The sequence below is a fragment of the Lysinibacillus sp. NPDC093688 genome (assembly GCF_050280145.1).
Classification (GTDB): domain Bacteria; phylum Bacillota; class Bacilli; order Bacillales_A; family Planococcaceae; genus Lysinibacillus; species Lysinibacillus xylanilyticus_B.
Map to the genome: position 1 here is coordinate 17,627 of NZ_JBNNUX010000009.1, position 21,116 is coordinate 38,742.

General features: G+C 35.4%; 23 protein-coding genes. All 23 read right to left on the minus strand.

Features of this window, described 5'->3' with window-relative positions:
* Positions 1–71: 71 nt before the first annotated feature.
* The 23 genes from ACQKN2_RS09415 to ACQKN2_RS09525 all read right to left on the minus strand — a co-directional run bounded on the left by ACQKN2_RS09415 (position 72) and on the right by ACQKN2_RS09525 (position 21,070).
* Positions 72–1,574 carry a S41 family peptidase gene (locus ACQKN2_RS09415; protein ID WP_427414743.1) on the minus strand — a complete coding sequence of 501 codons (1,503 nt, stop codon included), beginning with the start codon at positions 1,572–1,574 and terminating at the stop codon, positions 72–74.
* A gap of 380 nt (positions 1,575–1,954) precedes the next feature.
* Positions 1,955–2,719, minus strand: coding sequence for a GNAT family N-acetyltransferase (locus tag ACQKN2_RS09420; protein ID WP_427414744.1), 765 nt, complete (start codon positions 2,717–2,719; stop codon positions 1,955–1,957).
* A gap of 481 nt (positions 2,720–3,200) precedes the next feature.
* On the minus strand, positions 3,201–3,941 hold the full coding sequence (locus ACQKN2_RS09425) for a polysaccharide deacetylase family protein (protein WP_427414745.1): 741 nt from the start codon (positions 3,939–3,941) through the stop codon (positions 3,201–3,203).
* 197 nt (positions 3,942–4,138) lie between these two features.
* Positions 4,139–4,591: a DinB family protein gene (locus ACQKN2_RS09430; RefSeq protein WP_427414746.1), complete on the minus strand. Its 453-nt coding sequence runs from the start codon at positions 4,589–4,591 to the stop codon at positions 4,139–4,141.
* A 12-nt stretch (positions 4,592–4,603) separates the two neighbouring features.
* Complete coding sequence (locus ACQKN2_RS09435) at positions 4,604–5,077, minus strand: hydroxymyristoyl-ACP dehydratase (protein ID WP_427414747.1); 474 nt, start codon at positions 5,075–5,077, stop codon at positions 4,604–4,606.
* A gap of 170 nt (positions 5,078–5,247) precedes the next feature.
* A complete protein-coding gene (locus tag ACQKN2_RS09440) occupies positions 5,248–6,171 on the minus strand; it encodes a D-alanyl-D-alanine carboxypeptidase family protein (RefSeq protein WP_427414748.1) in 924 nt (307 codons plus the stop codon).
* An 88-nt stretch (positions 6,172–6,259) separates the two neighbouring features.
* Entirely contained in the window at positions 6,260–7,351 is a 1,092-nt protein-coding gene (locus ACQKN2_RS09445; protein WP_427414864.1) for a sensor histidine kinase, read from the minus strand.
* A 25-nt stretch (positions 7,352–7,376) separates the two neighbouring features.
* The gene (vanR, locus tag ACQKN2_RS09450; protein ID WP_427414749.1) at positions 7,377–8,072 is read right to left on the minus strand and encodes a VanR-ABDEGLN family response regulator transcription factor; all 696 of its coding nucleotides are present in this window, start codon (positions 8,070–8,072) and stop codon (positions 7,377–7,379) included.
* Positions 8,073–8,294: 222 nt separating this feature from the next.
* Complete coding sequence (locus ACQKN2_RS09455) at positions 8,295–9,056, minus strand: glycosyltransferase (RefSeq protein ID WP_427414750.1); 762 nt, start codon at positions 9,054–9,056, stop codon at positions 8,295–8,297.
* Positions 9,057–9,404: 348 nt separating this feature from the next.
* Complete coding sequence (locus tag ACQKN2_RS09460) at positions 9,405–9,587, minus strand: hypothetical protein (RefSeq protein ID WP_427414751.1); 183 nt, start codon at positions 9,585–9,587, stop codon at positions 9,405–9,407.
* A 123-nt stretch (positions 9,588–9,710) separates the two neighbouring features.
* A complete protein-coding gene (fabZ, locus tag ACQKN2_RS09465; RefSeq protein WP_376074467.1) occupies positions 9,711–10,136 on the minus strand; it encodes a 3-hydroxyacyl-ACP dehydratase FabZ in 426 nt (141 codons plus the stop codon).
* Positions 10,137–10,552: 416 nt separating this feature from the next.
* Entirely contained in the window at positions 10,553–12,028 is a 1,476-nt protein-coding gene (locus ACQKN2_RS09470; RefSeq protein ID WP_427414752.1) for a M81 family metallopeptidase, read from the minus strand.
* Positions 12,029–12,070: 42 nt separating this feature from the next.
* The gene (locus tag ACQKN2_RS09475; protein WP_427414753.1) at positions 12,071–13,261 is read right to left on the minus strand and encodes a thiolase family protein; all 1,191 of its coding nucleotides are present in this window, start codon (positions 13,259–13,261) and stop codon (positions 12,071–12,073) included.
* A gap of 166 nt (positions 13,262–13,427) precedes the next feature.
* Entirely contained in the window at positions 13,428–13,748 is a 321-nt protein-coding gene (locus ACQKN2_RS09480; RefSeq protein ID WP_427414754.1) for a DUF3870 domain-containing protein, read from the minus strand.
* Between the two features lie 98 nt (positions 13,749–13,846).
* Complete coding sequence (locus tag ACQKN2_RS09485; protein WP_427414755.1) at positions 13,847–14,494, minus strand: 3-oxoacid CoA-transferase subunit B; 648 nt, start codon at positions 14,492–14,494, stop codon at positions 13,847–13,849.
* Positions 14,485–15,171, minus strand: a complete 687-nt coding sequence (locus ACQKN2_RS09490) for a CoA transferase subunit A (protein ID WP_427414756.1) — start codon at positions 15,169–15,171, stop codon at positions 14,485–14,487. The genes ACQKN2_RS09485 and ACQKN2_RS09490 overlap by 10 nt, the downstream gene beginning before the upstream one ends.
* 151 nt (positions 15,172–15,322) lie before the next feature.
* Positions 15,323–15,790 (minus strand): GNAT family N-acetyltransferase, encoded by a 468-nt coding sequence (locus ACQKN2_RS09495; protein WP_427414757.1) that lies wholly within the window; start codon positions 15,788–15,790, stop codon positions 15,323–15,325.
* A gap of 19 nt (positions 15,791–15,809) precedes the next feature.
* On the minus strand, positions 15,810–17,027 hold the full coding sequence (locus ACQKN2_RS09500; protein ID WP_427414758.1) for an NAD(P)/FAD-dependent oxidoreductase: 1,218 nt from the start codon (positions 17,025–17,027) through the stop codon (positions 15,810–15,812).
* A gap of 1 nt (position 17,028) precedes the next feature.
* Entirely contained in the window at positions 17,029–17,328 is a 300-nt protein-coding gene (locus tag ACQKN2_RS09505; RefSeq protein ID WP_427414759.1) for a (2Fe-2S)-binding protein, read from the minus strand.
* Entirely contained in the window at positions 17,328–17,600 is a 273-nt protein-coding gene (locus ACQKN2_RS09510; protein WP_427414760.1) for a (2Fe-2S)-binding protein, read from the minus strand. The genes ACQKN2_RS09505 and ACQKN2_RS09510 overlap by 1 nt, the downstream gene beginning before the upstream one ends.
* 2 nt (positions 17,601–17,602) lie before the next feature.
* Positions 17,603–18,865, minus strand: a complete 1,263-nt coding sequence (locus tag ACQKN2_RS09515) for an NAD(P)/FAD-dependent oxidoreductase (protein ID WP_427414761.1) — start codon at positions 18,863–18,865, stop codon at positions 17,603–17,605.
* A 4-nt stretch (positions 18,866–18,869) separates the two neighbouring features.
* Positions 18,870–20,324, minus strand: coding sequence for an aldehyde dehydrogenase family protein (locus tag ACQKN2_RS09520; protein ID WP_427414762.1), 1,455 nt, complete (start codon positions 20,322–20,324; stop codon positions 18,870–18,872).
* Between the two features lie 2 nt (positions 20,325–20,326).
* Positions 20,327–21,070: an amino acid ABC transporter ATP-binding protein gene (locus ACQKN2_RS09525; RefSeq protein WP_427414865.1), complete on the minus strand. Its 744-nt coding sequence runs from the start codon at positions 21,068–21,070 to the stop codon at positions 20,327–20,329.
* Positions 21,071–21,116: the final 46 nt, after the last annotated feature.

A 21,116-nucleotide genomic window follows, 5' to 3' on the forward strand; every position in this document is an offset into this window, starting at 1 on the left:
CTCCATAAAAAAAGCTGTCGCAAAAGGCCATTAGAGACGCCTACTGCGACAGCTACTTGTTAGTTTGTAGTTTACTCAGTTTTTGCTGGTGTACCTGTTAGCAGTTCCTTTGCTTTTAACAATTGAGGATCCTCTGCTTTTATTTTAGCGCGTAATGCATCCATTAAAGCATACGTTGTATCGCCAGTTAAAACACCAGTTTCTTCAAAACCATTTGCAGCTTGCAGTTTTTTCACTGCACGTTCTGTATTTTGTTCAAAAATACCGTCTGCATTTCCAGGCTCGTATCCTAGAACTTCTAGCATCTCTTGAGCTGCTTTTACAGAGTTAGATTGCACACCCATTTTCATTTCCACAGTTGGATCTAAGTATGGTAATGATGCATAAGGTGGGTATGACACTTTAACATCTGGAGCAATGCCTTTTTCATGAATCCAGTTACCATTTGGTGTTAACCATTTACCTGTTGTGTATTTAAGGTTAGAGCCATCTTTTAATGGTGTGACATTTTGCACTGTACCTTTACCAAACGATGTTTCTCCAACAATTTTAGCACCAACAGATTCTTTTAGTGCACCAGCTAATATTTCAGAAGCAGAAGCACTGCCGCTATCGACAAGTACTGTTACCGGAACATTATATTTTTTACCAGAAACAGCTGTTGTAATTTCCGGCTCCTCGTCTTTTTGTTGCACTTGTACAATCGCTTTACCTTCTGGAACGAATAAATTTGAAATCTCTACTGCAGCATCTAGGAAGCCGCCAGGATTTTGACGTAAATCTAATACGATACCTTTGGCTTTACCATCGTAATCTGCAAGAATCTTCTCAAATTCTTTTGCTGTATTTTCACTAAATGACGTAATTTGAATATGGGCAATATCCCCTTCAAGCATTTCTCCGTAAACCGTTTCAACCGGAATTTCGTCACGGACAATCGTCATATTAATAGGTTCAGCATTAGTTCCTCGTTTCACGGTTAGTTTTACAGGCGTTCCCTTTTCACCGCGAATACGCGCTACCGCTTCAGAAGCACTTAACCCGTGAATGCTTTTTCCATCCACTGTTAAGATAATATCTTTCGGTAATAGCCCTGCCTTTTCTGCAGGTGAGTTTTTAATAGGTGACACAACAGTAATAGAACCGTTACGTTCTTGAATTTCCGCACCAATTCCTTGGAAACTTGAAGACAATCCAGACTGAAATTGTTCTGCTTCGTCTTTCACCATAAAATCAGAATACGGATCATCTAATGCGTCGAACATGCCGTTAATAGCGCCGTCGACCACTTTTACATCGTCGATATCTTTGTAATATTTGTTTTTAAGTAAATCATAGGCTTCGTATAGTTTCGCAAATTCTGCACGCCCACTCGGTACTTTCACTTCAACTACTTTCTTTTCACCGAATGTTAACGCAAATATCGTTAAGCCTGCAGTAATAAGAATTGTAAAGAACATCAACATGATAAATTTAAACGGTTTCATCTGTACAAATCGTACTGCTGGTTTTATTTCAGCAGGGGATGTTTGTTCTGGCTGCTGTTCTACACTATCTTTTTTCTGTTCATCCATCTTGATTGTCACCACTCTCATATACACTAACTTGTTGTCACACTAATACCATCTTAACAGGTTAAAGGGAAGACGAAAAGAAAAAGACTGTCAAAATTTCATGACAAATCTTGTCCTACAACAATCTTCATAAAATCCATCATTTCTAATCACTATATAAGCTCTTTATTCTATGTAGGTGATAATGCTGTAGACTTTGTAAAAGTGAAGGTGTCAGAGAAGCACTTGCTATAGACACCTCAGTTATCTGCTAAGTTATAGGTATATAATGGTACTGATTTTCTATTTTACCTGTTTCCTAGTAGCAGTCAACTAAAATCCTCATAGAATATTAGAAATCACATGTACTCTTATGCAATTATATATCATTTGCGCTGTTGTTATTGCATAAGTTCTCGTAATTTTTTTATCACTGAATGTATTGTTAGCCTCTGAAATGAAAGAAGCTGTCCCTTATAAATGACAGAAAAAATACCATACGGGGTTGGCACCAGTTCCATCAACGCTTCTCTATCTTTGAGATCAATAATTTCCACTTGTATATTTAATTTATTTGCACCGGCTATAATATTTTCTGATGCAACTTCGACATATGGACATTGGAATGAACGTAAAATCGTCAAGTTGGTGAATTTTTTTAATCTCTCCTCCCAATCATTCGGAAAATATGGTTGTTCGGCTTCGCTGCACAAAGGGTATACCAGTAATTCAAAATCATATGGTGCAGTATCAATAAGTTGAAAATCGTTTTTCAAAAAAATTTCTTTACTTGGCGCCCAAGACGTAGTTGAATTTGTAACAACAACAACACCTTTTTTTGCAAGTTTTTTTGCATCTTCTAAACATTTATTAATTAATCGAGTACCGTATCCTTTTCCAACTTCACTTATCCATAAACAATGAATGACTAAATAACCATCAGCATGAACCACTCTTGATGAATTTTCTGCTTCTGTATATTCAATAAACCCAACTTGTTTATTATTGGCAATTACTTGCACATATTTCAAGCCTTCTTCAAATCTATTATTCAGCCATTTATTCTTATTTATATATCCATTTGATTTCTTCTTACTTCTAAGACAATAACTCCCAATGCCCTCTAAAAGTTCATCATTAAATTCTACCAATTCAACTTTACACAATGCCAATCCCCCTCTATTTATCAAGGTGATTATACCATTTTTTAGGTCATGAGCATAACGTGGGATTGATTTCCGTTCCGGCTGGGCGCTTTCCTGGGGGCGTCCGATGAGCCGCTTCGCTTCGCTCCAGGGTCTCATCTGTGACGCTGATCCCCGAGGAGTCGCCCAGCCTTCACTCCAATCAACTAATATCATGGCACTGTTTTAAATAAATTTAATCTTTATTGTATCGAACCCTTTTTGAATAGTATTTAAATCCTTTTGAAAAAAATCCAAAAACTTAAACATACAGCTCCAAATGAAATACAAACATATAAGCTAAATAAATAATTCATTCTTAAAAAATGGAAAAATCAGACTTTTTATATTTTAGCCTGATTTTCACATAATTTATTATTTTTATCAAATTTTTTCTAATTTTTAGCACATAAAAAGAATACAAAAGTGACACTTTTAGTTGTAATTTAATCCATTCGGATACTTATTTGTTTTTGTCCTTTTTACCCTGCACGTCGAGTAATTCAGAAACTGTGACAAATCGATAGCCTTGACTGTCAAGTTCAGTTAAAATTTTTTCCATCGCTTTCACAGTTTGATGACGATTTCCGCCTCCATCATGAAAAAGAACGATATTGCCTTCTTTAACACCATTTATCACAGTATTCACAATTCTATTTGTACCTGGACTTTTCCAATCTAATGTATCTAAATGCCATGACCACATAACCACTTTATATCCTTCTTTAGCAATCGCTTCAATCATTGCATCTGAATACTGGCCTTCAACAGGTCGGAATAAAGTAGGCTTAGTTCCAGTGATGTTCTGAATAGTGTCATCTGTTTGTTTTATTTCCTTAAGTAAATTCGAGACATTTGTTCTTAATGGGTGGGTAAATGTATGGTTGGCTAGTTCATGACCTTCCTTATACATTCTTGCTACAACTTCAGGATTTTTTTCTGCATTTTGACCGACAATAAAAAAAGTTGCTTTCGCATCGTGTTTGGCTAACACATCTAAAATCTGAGATGTGTACTTTCGATGTGGCCCATCATCAAAGGTAAGGGCAATAATTTTTTCATCTGTATTAATTTCCCAAACAATTTGTCCGGCTTCTTCATAATACTTTCTCCCCTTATGTTCATATTTTTCTGCGCCGACTTTTACATAAAAAAAGGAGACAGTTAATAGGCAAATCGGTAAAAACAACAAGAATTTTTTCAACTCTTCACTTCCTCAAATTAATTTTTACTCTTATTATTTGAGGAATGATAAAAAAAATGCTCTTTTTTGATTTTTTGTTACCGTGTATTATTTGAAGCTAAAATGATTGAAGTTAGAGGTTGTCCTTTTAGGATTGTTAGATACATTTTGTCGCCAAGTGATTTGCAACAAAATGCTACTTACTTTTCTAAAAAAGCCTACGCTATATTTAAAATCTGTTTTTTTATATGATGTTCCATATGTTCCAGGTAGTCTTGGATAAGCCACTGTAGCGTCATGAGCTCATTATTTCCAATATCACATTGAAGGGTTAGCTTTTCATTGGGGATATTTTTAATAACATTTAATATTTTTTTATTTAAGCTCACCCACAAATTCAATATTTCATCAATCGGTAATTCTTGATACCCTTGGATTTTCACCCACTGAACTTGATCATATGGAGTTAGTACAAAAGGAACCTTATCGTATTGTACTTTAATGAACCTCTCCAGATTATTAATAGCAGAATCGCATAGATGTCCTAATATTTCTTTTTTTGACCACTTTTGAGGCGCCGGTCGTCGCGAAATCTCTAGTTCAGACATTTGATGGAACTCTACCGGTACTTTATTTATCCATAAATTTAATTGATCAATAATATTTTGCATAATTCCCACCCCCTACTTATAAAAGCTTAAATAATAATCGATTAATTTAATGACTTCGTATATTTTTTTATATTCTTTTTCTATTTTATAGGAAATAAACAATACAGCTACATTAAAACTTAAAACAGCGAGAGCAACTATTTGGACAAATGAGATGCCAATCATCAGCTTTGTATTAATCGCAGAGGCAATGATTGTAATCAACGATAATAGCACACCACATAATGTAATAAACATCGGCTTTGATCTAATAATTTCATTTGCTTGCAATTTTAAAACATCTAGTAAAAATTGAATTTCTTTCAATGTATATTGTTGATCAAAAATCACGAAATATGACATATAAACATCGTTTGCTATATTTTCATTTAGAATATTTTTATGGATTTTTTTCACTAATCGATCGCAAAAATCTTTATCTAATGCTTTTTCAGGTATGAATAGTTCCTCTTTACTTTCAAAAACATTTGTGCCGGGATGCTTCAAACCCCTCATCCTCTCATACTGGTTTACCAGATTTAATGACCTTATTTACAATAGAAAACGTTTATAGTCAAGTCACTCAAATCTTTCAGATAGTTAAAGTATATGAAGGGACGGAAAGGTTGTATGTTATTTTCGACAAAATTTTATTTTAAGTTTGTATAAGGAATTAATTAGTTTAGTTGTCGATATACAGCTAATGCATCTGTAATATTGAACTGCTCTGTTCGTGGGTCACCCTTAGCACCTACTGTTACTAGAATATACTCCTCGCCATTAATTGTCGCTAGACTTGCTAAACATAAGCCTGCTTGTTCTGTGTAGCCAGTTTTGCCGCCAATTATTTCACCGCTCGCCTTTTCATTACCATTCAAATAGTTAAACATACGACTCGTCACCGTAATTCCCTCTGGATGAAGATTCGTTGACTTTATTGAGTATCTTTCAGCCGTATAGATATCCCGAAAGGTGTTATTGGTTAAAGCATATTGTAAAAGTAACGAAATATCTTTCACACTTGTATAATGATCAGGATGATGGAGTCCTGTTGCATTCATAAAATGTGTGTTTTTCATTCCAAGCTGTTTAGCTTTATCGTTCATTAACTTTACAAATTTTCTCTCTGACCCAGCTATATTATCGGCTAAGCCGATAGAAGCATCCGCACCAGAAGGTAGCATTGTAGCATAAAGTAAATCCTCTGCTGTTACCTCCTCATTTGGAAGAAAACCTGCCATAGAAGCATTTTCTTCATACAAATTCTTAAATACACTTTTAGGAAGCAAAATCTTTTCTTGTAAATTCGAGATATTTTCAATTGCGATTAGAACCGTCATTATCTTCGTCAAAGAAGCAGGAAAAATAATTTCATCACTACCTTTGTCCAGTAAAATTTTGTTTGTGTCTAAGTTCACTAAAATAGCATTTGAGCTATGTAAATTTACATCAAGATTTATATCACTTTTCTTCGGTATTTCCAGACGTGGATTATCAAAGTTTTCTAACTTCGAATAAAATGGATATTCTTTTACAAACATGTACACCAGAAAAATAATAATCAGAAATATTACGCTATAAATTCCTTTTCTTTTAAACATAAAAACAACTCCTTCTTTCTATGCCTCTATTGAAACATAAAAGAAGGAGTTGTTTTTTAATAATCCATTATAGAATTCTTAAGGTTTCTTAAGAAAGTGTTGGCAGCATAACCGTGAAAACTGTTTTTTCATCATTACTTGAAGCTGATATCGTTCCTCCATGTGCATGGACTATTTCATTGGCAATTGCAAGACCAAGTCCCGCCCCAGCTACCTGAGTCGATCTGGAGGAATCTAAACGATAGAACTTTTCAAAAATCATTTTTAATTTTTGTGGCGGAATTGTTTTTCCCTTATTTGTAAATGAAATAAATGTCCGGTCATTTTGATGGTGTGCACTAATATGGATTATACTATTATCATCACTATACGCTATGGCATTTTTAAAAATATTGTTAAATACCCTTGCTAATTTATGGGCATCCGCAAAAACCTTAATTTCCCCCTCAATTTTCACAATTGCCTGTTGTCCTTTTGGGGTCAATAAGGGATAAAATTCATCTGCCAATTGCATTAGCATATAATTCAGATTAATGGATTCTTTATCTAACATTATGGCCTGTAAGTTAAATCTAGTGATCTCAAAAAATTCATTAATCAACTGCTCTAGCCTATATGATTTTTCTAGTGAAATCTTCACATACTTTTCTTTTTGGTCTACAGGCATGTCCTTTGCCTCATCCAACAAACTTAAGTAACCAATCATAGAGGTCAGCGGTGTTTTAATATCATGTGCTAAGTAAACAACGAGATCATTTTTGCGTTGCTCAGCCTCCTGTGCATCCTTTGCCCGTTGTTCTAATTTATTTTTAGCATCATTTAATTTTTTCTCCATAAAATCTAACTCAGAAGGAAGACTTATTTCCTGATTTGACTCCTCTGAAAGCATATTAACACCTATAGCAATTTTGTTAAAATACTTCGTAAACTGAGAAAGTGCAAAATAAAAAATTACTAATAGTAAAATAATTAAGCCAATCGCTAACCAAAGGGATTTATTTTGTTGAAATAATTTTAAATAGATTCCCCGTGCTGCATAAAAATCAAGTAACAATACGTTTTCGCAAAATCGAATAAACCAATCAGCAAAAGGAGCCTGAAATACACCATCAATAAGAATATAACTAATGAAAGACCCTATAACCAATGCTATGACTAAGATTATCATAACTTGAAGCATTATTTTCCTTTTCAGTTTCCCAAAGTCATTTTTCAATGGTATACCCAACTCCCCAGACAGTTTTTATGAATTTAGGGTTCTCTACGGTATCATTCATCTTCTCTCGTAAATGTCTAATGTGAACCATTACCGTATTGTTACTGCTATAATATTTCTCCTGCCACACTTCTTGAAATAATTCTTCTGATGAAACGACACGCCCTCGATTTACACATAAAAACCACAAGATTGAGAACTCTGTAGGAGTAAGAGACAGTTGTTTTTCATTTAACATACATTTCCGAGTTTTTTGCTCTATAATCAAACCTGAAAAATCAATAATTGGATTGTTTTGTAATATCCCCTGCTGATTGTACTTTGTGAATCTGCGAATTTGAGCCTTAACCCTTGCAATAACCTCCAATGGACGAAATGGCTTTGTTATGTAGTCATCAGCCCCTAATGTAAGTCCCGTTATTTTATCTATTTCTTCTTCCTTCGCTGTTAACATAATCACCGGAAAATGATATTGTTCCCGAATTCTTCGGCAAATTTCGAAACCATCGATTTCAGGCATCATTACATCAAGAATAGCAAGATCCAATTTGACAGAGTGTATACACGCTAACGCTTCCTTAGCATCATAAAATTTATAAACATTAATATTTTCATTTTTTAAATAAAGCTCAATTAAATCTGCAATTTCCTTTTCGTCATCAACTACAAGAACATTTATATCCATGCTCATAACCACCTTTATTCTAGCTGTTTAAAACCTTGATTTAACAATATTCCCAGAGGCTCCACTAATCATTCAACATCATATCATTCCGTTAATCTTATTGTCATGCAAAGTCTTATTATTTAAGAAAATCTAAAAATATACACTAAAAAAACCACTCCTTTTTTCAACGAAGTGGTTTGAATGTTTCTCAAGCTGGAATACGAGTCATTTGAGTTTTCATTATCTTGCTTGATCATCATAGTAAGCTTCATTAGCAGCCTTTTCATTATTGCCTTTTATATAAGCAAAAATCATATCTGGACGCTTTAATAACAACCAGTCTCCATAATGGTCAAAACGTCTACAAGAAGTGATCATTCCATTTTTAATTGTTCCGTATTTTTTTCCGTTCTTCTTGCCCCATTCTTTTAAACGCTTAGCAAAATCAGCATCCTCTGCCATTAGCATATTCTCATTAAAACCTTTTATTGCCTGAAAGTCTTTTTTATAGCACCAAAAGATGCCGACAGAGATCAAACCGTACTTGAACAGTAAAGGAACAATTAGCAGCATGCTAGAAACTACTATACCTAAGGACATTCTTTCAAAATTACCATTCACGCCTCCTCCAATGTACTGATTAGATGATAAGTGCTTTTCAGCTTCTGATAGCAAATGTTCTGTCATTCGAGTATCAGCATCAATTGTAATTAGAATTTCGCCTTTTGCTAACGCAGCTCCAGCATTTCTAATTTTGGATAAGTTTTTATCGTTATTATTCAATGTTACGCAATTGTAGGACTGTGCGATTTCTTTCGTTTTATCCGTACAACGATTGAGGATAACTATAACTTCTACTTGATCTTTATAAGGTTGTGCAGATTTTGCAATTGACGCTAAACACTCACCAATATAATTTTCTTCATTATGAGCAGGTATGATTATTGAAAATTTCACATCTTCATCAGGAACATCTTTTATAAATGGTGTGTTTTCCGACATTTAAAATCTCCCCTTCATAATTAGTTCTCGTTATTTCAATTTAAGTATATATCCAAACGGCTCACTTAAATTTTTTATTTTTGGGTTTTTATGTCTTTTCCGTAACAACATTAACACTGTGTCAAAATGAATTAAGTCACACTATAGAAATAACATTTCACCCTACCGTTCACATGTAGATCTGAAAAGAAATCATAATCCCATTCATTTCACCATCATCAGTGGCGGGAGTTTTTTGTATCTGTCGCTACGCTTTCGAAAAACATCTGCTGTATGAAGATAAATGGTCAAAAAAATAGAGTTGGTTTGTGATTACCAACTCTTGATTCTTATTTAGTATTATCTTCATTAGACATTAGAACTTTTTTTATATAATCTACTTAAGGCGAAAATCGCGGATGAAAACATAAATATACCTGTACATAGCCACATTGTTATGCCATTCCATTGACCGTTTAATAATGTGATGTTTGTGAGGATAATTAGCTGCATGATACAAGTTGCGATATAAAGAACTAAGGAATGGTTCATGTAAACACCTCCATTCAAAAGCAATTCATTTATTATGTATATTCAGCAAATATTTCAAATATCCTTTATAACAGAACAAAAGCACTGCAATGTTTTATTGCAGCACTCTTAAATCGAATGGTCTTAGCTTCCGAATGCGAAAATAAGCTCTGTTTCACAAGCAATTTCACCGTCAACCGTTGCAACCCCACGTCCTTTACCAATGGCACCCTTTAAACGTGTAATTTCCACTTCAAGACGCAATTGATCACCAGGTTTCACTTGTTTCTTAAAGCGACAGTTATCAATACCTGCCAGCAATCCAAGTCTCCCCTGATTCCCTTCTTTTGTGAGCATAATAATAGCACTTACTTGCGCTAATGCTTCAACAATTAATACACCTGGCATTACTGGGTAATTAGGAAAATGCCCATTAAAAAACTCTTCATTTATCGTTACGTTTTTAATGGCTACTGCTCTCTTTCCCTCTTCTAATTCTAATACTCTATCCACTAACAAAAAAGGATAACGATGTCTTAAAACTTCTTGTATTTGTTGAATATCTAGCATCTAAAAAAACCTCCAAAATTCTTATCACCTAATTCTATCATTAAATATTAGTAGTTGGTACTATTTTTATGTTTTTAAGCAATTATGCCTCGGCATAATTGCGTCCGGGATCGGCTTTGTGCTTGCACAAAGCACCCCTTTCCGATTCCGTGACATCCGCCGGAGGCATTGGGCCAACGTGATGTTGGTCACTCAGTCGTTGCCACAGGACGTGGCGTTCTTAGACTGAGTTCCTCTATTTCAGCGAATGTTTGGACACCCGTTGAAAAGTGATTTAAAACCGTATTCATCTCACCAACTATAGAGATAGGAGACTTCTGTAGCTGACGCTTTGCTTTCGCTACAAAAAACTTTTGCTGAAAGAAGTTAAAAAATAAAGCCACATCCCTTTAGATGTGACTAAAATATTTTTTGTATTAGTAGTCTTCCTTATTTAATGGCCAAATAGAGGCAGGTACATTTTGATATGGGAAGTTTCTCAAATAATTTGAGGCTGCACCTAGTGCATCCACATAAATAATATCTCCCACGATTGGTTCAAATGCTGCTCTAAAATGATTTTTGGCTTTCAGTACAAGTAATTTTTTGTCTGAAGGTTCTATTCCAATATGGCGGAACATCTCTGGGTCATTAGCAGACATTGGAGTACCTATTAATAAGACTTCAACATCTTCACATTTAATATGCACAGCATTTTTCAAGTCCATACGATATTTTTTCTGGAAAGGACCAGAATTATAAAATACACCATCTGAAATAGCAATAACATCTGCCGATACTTCAATAGGAAGTCCGTATTGAGGATTAATCTTACCCCCTAATTGTAACTGGACTTTAGATCCAATTCCTGCTGCCTTACATTTTTCGATACTTTCAACATCGTATATCCCACCGATTAAACAATCTTTAATGTTTAGCGTTAAAACTTCTCTCATTAGTTCTGTTGTATCAGCGCTACCACAACTTAGTGGATTGTCGGATATATCAGCTAGTACAACTGGCTTATCCCCTAAAAGTTGAAGCGCCTGTGAAATCGCTTCTTTAGTTGTTGGTAGAGTTACTAAGAACTCTTCTTTTACATCCATGTATAAGTTTGTCAGATTTTCAAGTGCTTTATTTATAATTTCTTCATCTGTCCCCGTCACAATAATACCTGCTCCCACTTGTGCTACATCCGCATAGGGAAATCCCCCTAATATCGTGATATTATAAATGCCTGCTTTTGATTCTAACATCTTAGATTCTTCCATCAATTTATGCATTGGTCCCTCGGATGTTCTCATATTAATAGAAGGGGGCATTAAGGAGAGTTTTTTCATTTTAACTTTAAATTGCTGCCCAGAAAGTAATTGAATGAGAGCGTTTGCTGCAATTTCACCAGTCTCATACATATCAATGTGAGGGTATGTTTTATAACCTATGATTGCATTCGCTAAATCTATGTAACTTTCTTTGATGTTAGCATGCATATCAAGGGTAATAACTAAAGGAATATTTCCAACAATACTTCTGATCTTATTCATGTATTGCTCTTCCGGATCTTGTAATCCCTCTACTACCATAGCGCCATGTAGTGCTAATAATAGTCCGTCTAATGCCTTTTCTTGCTGAAGTAATGTGACCATTTGATGTTCAATTTGAGAGTAAGCACTTGCCGTAACAATACCGGATGGGATCGCCGCTGCACAAAGTAACGGTACAATTTCAATATCATTATAGCGTTCTAAAACATCAATGAATCCACCTAACTCTGTATTTGTGTCGCGAAATTCAGTCACTAGCTTTTCACCTTTGCAATATCCATAATTTTCAAATTGAGGAATATCGGTTTTATAAGGAACAAAACTATGTGATTCGTGATAAAACATAGCAATACCTATTCTTCTCACCATTATTTAATTCTCCTCCAGACAAATTTTAACGGTCTTCGTTTTTCACTCCATGTATCTTTCTACAACCATTGCCAACCCTTGTCCACCTGCTATACATATAGCAGCTACGCCATAACGTAACTTGCGCTTTTCTAAAGCGTGAACTAATGTAGTTAAGATTCTAGCACCAGACATACCTAGAGGATGACCTAAAGCAATGGCGCCACCGTTTACATTGAGTTTGGATAATGGAAGAGATAATTGTTTTGCGCATGCTAATGTTTGTGCAGCAAAAGCTTCATTAATTTCGAATAAATCTATCTCACGGATATTCAATCCAGCCTTTTCTAACGCTTGCTCAATAGCTGGAACAGGACCAAGACCCATTTCTTTTGGGGAAATGCCAACTGACGAAAATGATACGATTTTTGCAAGTGGCTTACATCCAAGTAAATGTGCCTTTTTATCATCCATGAGTAACAACATTGAAGCTCCATCATTACGTCCTGAGGCATTACCCGCTGTTACGCTACCGTCTTTTTTAAATACGGGTTGCAATTTAGCTAGAACGTCAATATCTGATAGACGAGGGTGTTCATCTACAGCAAAATGGATGGTTTTCTTTTTTCCAGTTTTGACTTCTATTGAGACAATTTCGCTTTCAAAATCACCTTTATCAATAGCTGCTTTAGCTTTTTTCTGACTTTCATATGCAAAATAATCTTGTTCTTCTCTTGAAATATTGAAATTTTCCGCTAACCATTCTGCAGTTTCTCCCATTGAAAAAGTACCGTAAATCGATTCTGGCTGTGACTTTGCTTGACTTTCAATATTCGAGTCATAAATAGTAAGATTTCCGTTTAATGTATTTGTTCGGTCTGGGATGAGGTAGAAAGGTGCTTGTGACATACTTTCTACACCACCAGCGAGTATTACATCAGCTTGATTCGCCATAATGGCCATCGCAGCATTCATAACAGCTTGCATCCCCGAACCACATTGACGATGTACAGTATACGCCGATAGTGTATCGTGGAATTTCGCTTTTAATGCTGCGACCCTTGCGATATTCGGAGCGTGAGTACTTTGTTTCGTTTGTCCTACAATAATTTCATCTAAAATTTCATCCCCATAACCTACAGAAGATAGATTATTTTGCATAACATGGGCAATTAAATCTTCAGGCAAAGTTTGTGCTAGAGATCCTCCGAGTTTACCTATCGGTGTTCGAAATGCATTTACTATAACTACCATATATATTTCCTCCTTGCTACTGTTGTAAAATGTAGTATAAAAATAAAAACCGAACCAAACGTATTGTATATAGTTACATAAAAATACCTATATTTTTCTACGCTCGACCGGTTTTAAAAAGATCCTGAAAAAGGAGACTGCCTTACCTTTTTTAAACTACCAAACATTATTCATTTACATTGTCCCAATAACGTTGAACAGCTGCTTGTAGCGCTACAATTATTGCTTGCTGGCTAGGGGCAAAATAGTTTCTCCTTATTTTCTCAATTAAGTCATCTACCCCTCCTTCTAAGCAATATCCTATTAAAAGTCTTTTGAAGAAAGATTGTGTAAGCTCTGTAACTACTGTAAATTCTGCTTCTACAATTACATGCCTCTCTCTATCTATTTCTAGTACAATCCCTGCATACTTGTAGATTTCATACATCGAAGTCCCTTGAGGTGCTTTGGCATAACCAGTTACAAGTACTGTATTAATTTCTTCCACATACTCGCCTCCTAACATCTATAAATATTACAATCGCGACCTAATATTATCTTAATAGATATTGGGAATATAGGTTCTATTGTTTTTGATTTGGTTGTTTAAAGTTGGTTATGCGCAAGTGCAACTTTATATATTGCTTCGGTATGTTGTTGTACAGTTTCTAATGTCACACCAGGCATTAAATCGACCAAATATAGTTCATGATCTTTAACATGAAATACCGCTAAATTAGTAACAATAATATCAACAGATCTTGTTGAAGTTATTGGAAATGTACATTCTTTTACAAGCTTACTTTTACCTTCCTTAGAGCAATGTGTCATAGCGACAATTATTTGTTTTGCACCTGATAACAAGTCCATTGCGCCTCCGACACCTAAAATAGTCTTGCCGGGTACAGCCCAGTTAGCGATTAATCCTGTTTGATCTACTTGCAATGCTCCTAGTATGGCAACGTCGATATGTCCACCACGAATCATCGCAAAAGAATCTGCGCTATTAAAAAATGAAGAGCCTACTTTTTCGCCAATAGGAAGCTTACCTGCATTGACTAGGTTGGGGTCAATATTATTAGGATCTATGTCTGTAACACCTAATAGTCCGTTTTCTGTATGAAAAATAATCTTATCATCTTTGACATATTCTGATACTAATGTAGGAATGCCGATTCCCAAATTCACAACCGCAGGCCCTAGTATTTCTTTAGCTACACGACTAGCAATGAGATGTTGTTCATTCACAAACATTTCACCCCTTCTTTCGTTAAAACTTTTTTTGCAACTACAATTGCATCTACGAATAGATGAGGAGTAACGATTTCTTCTGCATTTAGAGAACCTACAGGCACAATTTCATCCACCTCTGCAACTACATATTCAGCAGCTGTTGCCATTAGAGGATTAAAATTTCGAGCCGTTTTATAGTATGTTAAATTTCCTAACTCATCTGCCTTATGAGCACGGATGAATGCAACATTGCCCTTAATAGAATGTTCAAAGATATACGTTTCATTATCTAAAACTCGTTGTTCCTTTCCTTCTGCTAATTTTGTTCCAACAGCTGTTTTAGTATAGAAACCACCTATTCCTGCTCCACCAGCTCTTAATGCTTCAGCCATTGTACCTTGGGGTAAAAGTTGAATAGCTAACTCCCCCTTCTGATACTTTTCACCAACATCTCTATTACTTGTGAAGTAAGAACCAATAACTTTCTTAATCTTATTTTGATTTAGAATAAGACCTAACCCTTTACCAGACTCACCTAAATTATTACTGACAACAGTTAACTCACTTACTTCCTTCTCTTTTAAAGCATCTATTAACGTTAGAGGGGCTCCAATTAATCCAAAGCCACCAACTAATAATGTGTCTCCATTTTTTAAAGTATCAAGTGCTTCCATGATCGAACTTTTTATCTTGTTCATACAATTCACCCCAATAGCATCAATTATGCCTCGACAAAATTGCGTACGGAATTGGCCGAAGGCATTAGGCCAACAAATGTTTTCTGTGCGAAAGCGAAGCGGCAGCACAATTGTTTTTTGCGCGAAAGTGAAGCCGCATTGCTAAATGAAGTTAAAACTTCTTTTTCATGCAATAACGATGTTCATCTTTACCAAATTCGTTTTCGCGTGTTTCAATAATTTCAAAACCAAACGCTTCATATAGTTTTATCGCTGCTACATTCTCTGTGTTTACAGTCAGTGTTACATGTTTAAAGCCTTGTTTTTGTATATAATCGAGAAGCTCTACTAAGAATTTCTTTCCTATACCTTTACCTTGTTGATCCGAACGAACATAATAACCAAATACGTAAGCTTCATCAGGATTATCAAAATTACGCATTAATTCTCCAACTGCGATTGGGCGATCATCACCTTCTTCTTTAAACCAAACCATTTTTCCATATCGAGTTAGTGGTACAAGACATTGTTCATCAACGGCACCTACTCCTGGAAAAGCATCTTTTTCTAGTTCCATCATCATATCAATTTCATTAATCTTTAGTTTTTTTGGAACTTCAATATAATATGTTGCTGTCATAATTCACACTCACTCTCTTTTATTGATAGTATTTATCCCAATGTAATTGCATTTTTTCTCTTCCGTTAAAAATATTAGAATGAAATTGGATTGGAGAGGTTTCTCTTATTTTCTTTAATTGTTCTAATGATGCTTGAAGCTCTTTCGAATTCAGCAGTTTATCCATCTTATTTAAAATGCTAAGTCCTGCAACATGACCCTGAGCCATGCAAACTTTAGCACCTTCAATTCCTGTAATATTTCCCGCAACGAAAACGTTCTCAACTGTTGTTTCCAATCTCTCATTATGAATAGGTACTTTGCCACTTAATCCATCAATATCTGCAAATTCACATTTTAAGACAACCGATAATTCCGTTTGAGGTGTTAATCCCGCAGAAATACAAACTGCGTCTACATTTAACGTTCTTGCTTTACTTGTAAGCTCACCTTCAAATGTTACATTTTGTACTTTCACGGCCTTTACTTCTTGATCGCCTTGAATTTCACTGATGCATTTATTTAGATATATTGGAATTTCCCACATTTTTATGCCTCTAGGTGGATAAAATTTATGGGCTAGCTTTCGCCCTACATTACTTTTTATGACATTTGTGCCCATTTTCATAAATGCATTTGGAGCATGACTACCCATTGAGCTAAAAATTTGCATGACTAGATTTGGATTAGAAATTGATTTATTGAACAAGTTTTTAGGAGGTAAATAAATCCCTACGACTTCTACCCCAGCTAACTTCATAGCTCTAGCGATTGAAATTGAAAGAATATCAGCTCCTATAATTGCTACTCTATTTCCTGGCTTAACGAAATATTGATTTGTCAGTACTTGGGCTCCACCCACAGTAATCACTTTAGGTAATGTCCAACCTTTGATAGGAAGCCCTTTTTCAATAGCTCCTGTAGCTAAAAGTAAATAATCCGCTTCCACTATTGGTAGGATCTCTAACCCATCCACTTTCGAAAGGTAAAGCTTATAATTTGCATCAATATTCCATACTTGTGTACCAAGAATAAAAGTAATATTGTTATAACTTCTTGCTTCGTTGACTAGCCTTTCAGCAACGTCTCTACCAATCCACCAATTACCGTTATTTTCTTCATGTAACTGTCCTAAGAGTTTACCACCTAGCATATTATTTTCTTCTATAACAACTACAGAAACCTCTCTTCTTGCTAGTGTAATTGCTGCCTGTAAACCTGCTGGTCCTCCACCAACAATAGCTACATCGTATTTCATACTATTCGATCCCCCTATCAGTGGAGAATACTTCTAACCCTTCAACTATAGGTACGTTACATGCTCTAACCATTCCTTGGTTTTTAATATATACGCGACAATCAAAACAGTTCCCAATACCACAAAATAAACTGCGTCCCATATTATTTTTCTCCGTATGTCTCAAGGTTGTTACACGATTCGCCCAAAGTGCAGCTGCTATCGTATCGCCATCTAGTCCAGTGTATATTTGTTCGTTAAAATAAAATGTTACCTGTTTTTTTGGTGAAATAGTTACAATCGGATGATGTTGAATGCGCATTAAACGTTATCCTCCCTCGCTGCAAGTTGACAAAGTGAAACAGGACGGACAGGGACATGTACTGTTAAACTAGAAGGCTGTGACATACCTTGTGGAATTTGATCAGACATATAATTATCGATTAATGAACGACAAATTCTTCCTTGGCACATTCCCATACCAAGACGTGTCGCCATTTTTATTTCTTGTGATGTTATCAAGCCGTTTTCTTTAGCGGCTTCGATATCTCCTAAACTAACTTCCTCACAACGACAAATAATAACGTCTTTCATAGTTAATCACCTGTTTCTTTCACTTTTTCAAAACGGTCAACACTTAACTTTTTTAGCATGTCTTTTATAACATCGTCCAGTTCGGTATGGTGTATATAGTCATATAAATACGAGCTCATTAGCTTCCCCATTACTGTGGATATACCAAAACCATGCCCATTGTAACCAGCTGAGACGAAGCCATTTTCAAGTGTCATTAATTTACCCATTATTGGTGTAAAATCTGGAGTTAACTCTACTGTTCCCGCGAATGTGCGTAGTAATTTTTTATTTTTCAATTTAGGAAATAACTCTAAAAAACGTCCTGATTGTAGTTGGATGGCTTGGATTGTATTGTTTAATTCATACCCGTCTAATTCCCACGGGCCCCCTCCACCAAAGAGTATATTCCCAGCATGTGTTTGTCTTAAGTATATTCCGTTCCCTGTAAAGAAAGGTTTTATAATATTTTGACGAACAATTTCTGTTGCAAACAATTGGGACCGTCGAGGTCTAATTGGAATATGTTCACTTAGTTCCTTGCAGATTTTTTGAGTCCAAGGACCAGTGGAGATGATGAAATAATCTGCCGTAAAACTTCCTTTTGGCGTTTGTACCGCTAAGATCTTATTTTTTTCAGTAACGATTTTTTCAACATAACAATGATTATAAAGTTTAGCTCCACCTTGCTTTAAAGATTTAATTAAACTTTGAGAAGTTGTGAATGGATAAGCTGATCCATCGTCATGGCTATAGATCCCTAATGGAATATCATCGCTTAAAAATGGCACATACTTCTTCATTGATTTATTGTCTAACAATTCCACATGTATTCCTGCTTGGACATATAATTCATATGATTTTCTTAATATATTTGCTTCTATGTCATTTCGAGCCACCATCAAATGTCCATTTTTTTTGAAGTGTGTTTCAATACCTTTTTCACTTAATTGGCTCCAAATTTTTAAGGCATTTAAAGAATACGGCATTTCTGATAACTCTCGTCCTAATGTCATAATGGCCCCGCCATTTCTACCAGAGGCAGCAGCAGCAAATGATTTCGCTTCGACAATACTTACTTCAAAACCAATTTCTTGTAAAAAATAAGCTGTTAATAGCCCGATGATTCCTCCACCAATGATCAGAACACTTTTTTTCTCAGATAATGATCGCGCTTCATTTAAGTACTGTTCCAAAGCATTTATTTCTTGTTTAGTTCGATGAACATCTTCGATCGTTTCTTTTTCAATGTCGAGAGCTAACATTGTTAATAAATTTTCGGACATAGTATTATCCTCCATAGCTGATATAAACTGATTTCCATTCTGTCATGAAATCTAACATATGATGTGAAACCTCACGTTGCCCATTGCCAGACATTTTTAATCCCCCAAAAGGGACACCTAGTTCTGCATTTGCTGTGCCAGCATTGATATACACTAGTCCAGTAGATAAATCATTTTGTGCTTGCATAGCTATTGATAAATCATTCGTAAAGACAGCAGTTGAAAGTCCATATTTCGTATCATTGTTCCAAGTGATAACTTGCTCGTAATTTTCAAAGGTGATAATTGAAAGGACTGGGCCAAAGACTTCTTCTTGAGCAATTTCAAAAGTAGTCTCAATATCATCTAAAATCGTTAGGGCGTAGTAATATCCTTCATCTTCCATAAGAATGTGTCCACCAGTTACTAATCTAGCACCCTCTTCAATGGCTTTTTGTACAGCGCAGTCGATTTGATTTAAACTTGTTTCATTAATAATAGGACCGATTTGCGTACTATCTTTTAATCCATTGCCAATTCTCAGTTTGCTAGTCTCTCCGATTAATTTTTGTAGAAAAAGGTCTTTAATACTTTCATGTATAAATACTCTTCTTGTCGCTGTACAGCGTTGCCCGCTTGTACCATAACCTGAAGCTATAATCTGTGATACTGCTAAATCTATATCAGCATCTTTCATTACAATGGCAGCATTAATACCACCTAATTCAAGTGTGACGCGCTTTAGTTGTTTTGCAGCTTCTTGTGCAATTTTAATGCCTATATTCGTTGAGCCTGTGAAAGTCAGTAAGGGTACATCTTTATGGCTTACAATATACTCGCCAATGTTTGGAGAACTAGATGTCACTAAGTTCAATATACCTGGCGGTAAACCACTCTCAACCATATATGAAGTAAATTGTGTCGCTGTACAGTTTACTTCCGGAGAAGGTTTCCAAACTACTGTGTTCCCCGCAATAAATGCTGAGAAGATCTTATATGCAGCAAGTGAGATTGGATAATTCCAAGGAGTGATACAACCAACAACTCCTGTAGAAGTTCGCACAGTATGGATATGACGGCCTTGAATCATCGATGGAATGACTTCCCCCATAGCTCTTTTACCTTCACCGCTAAAGTATATTGCGGTTTGAATGGCCACTTCTACTTCTCCTAATGCTTCGTGTAAAGGTTTACCCATTTCTTTAGTGATTAATTCGGCTAACGTATTTTTACGTTCTGATAATATCGTTGCAATATTTTTTAATACTTGAGCCCGTTGTACAGCGGTAAATTTACTCCATTTTAAATAAGCTTGACTAGCATTATTAATGGCCGCTTCTGTATGATTAATTGTAGCCTCAGAAAAGTGACCAATAACTTCCTTCGTTGCAGGATTGAATGAAGGCGTTAAATTTTCTGTTTTGTGCCACTCACCGTTAATTAAAATACTTGCAGATTGTTCATTTTTCATAGTTTGCATTTTCAATTCACAACCTTTTCTAGATTATTTTTAAACCCTAAAAAGGCTGCTAGTTTAGAACTTTTAGGATTGGTTAAAACTTTTTTGGGACAACCTTGTTCCTCAATTTTCCCATCAACCATAAAAATAACTCTATCTGCCACATCACGAGCAAAGTTCATTTCATGTGTGACCACAACCATTGTCATACCTTCACTTGCAACTTGTTTCATTACGTTTAATACTTCACCAACTAATTCAGGATCTAGTGCAGATGTTGGCTCATCGAATAGCATGAGCTTCGGTTTCATAGCCAATGCACGTGCAATCGCAACACGTTGTTGCTGACCACCGGACAGTTTTTTAGGATAATAGTCTTTCTTATCCAAAAGACCGACCTTACCAAGTAGCTCTATAGCCTCTTTTTCAACTTCATGTTTGTTTCTCTTTAAAACATGTAAAGGTGCTACCATAATATTCTCCAGCACAGTCATATGAGGGAATAAATTAAATTGTTGGAATACCATTCCTACTTCCCGTTTAATATGTGCTATATTAGTTTTATTTTCATTTAAATGAATGTTATCCACTGTTATGTTGCCGCTTGTGATTTTTTCTAAATGATTTATACATCTTAGTAGTGTACTTTTCCCAGAACCACTTGAGCCAATTAGAGAAACAACTTCACCCTTTTTTATTGTTATGTCAATGCCTTTTAATACTTCTAAATCACCGAAGCTTTTATGCACATCCACCATCTCAATCATGACCTCTTGTAAATTTTTATGAATATGATTATCTATATTTTTCATT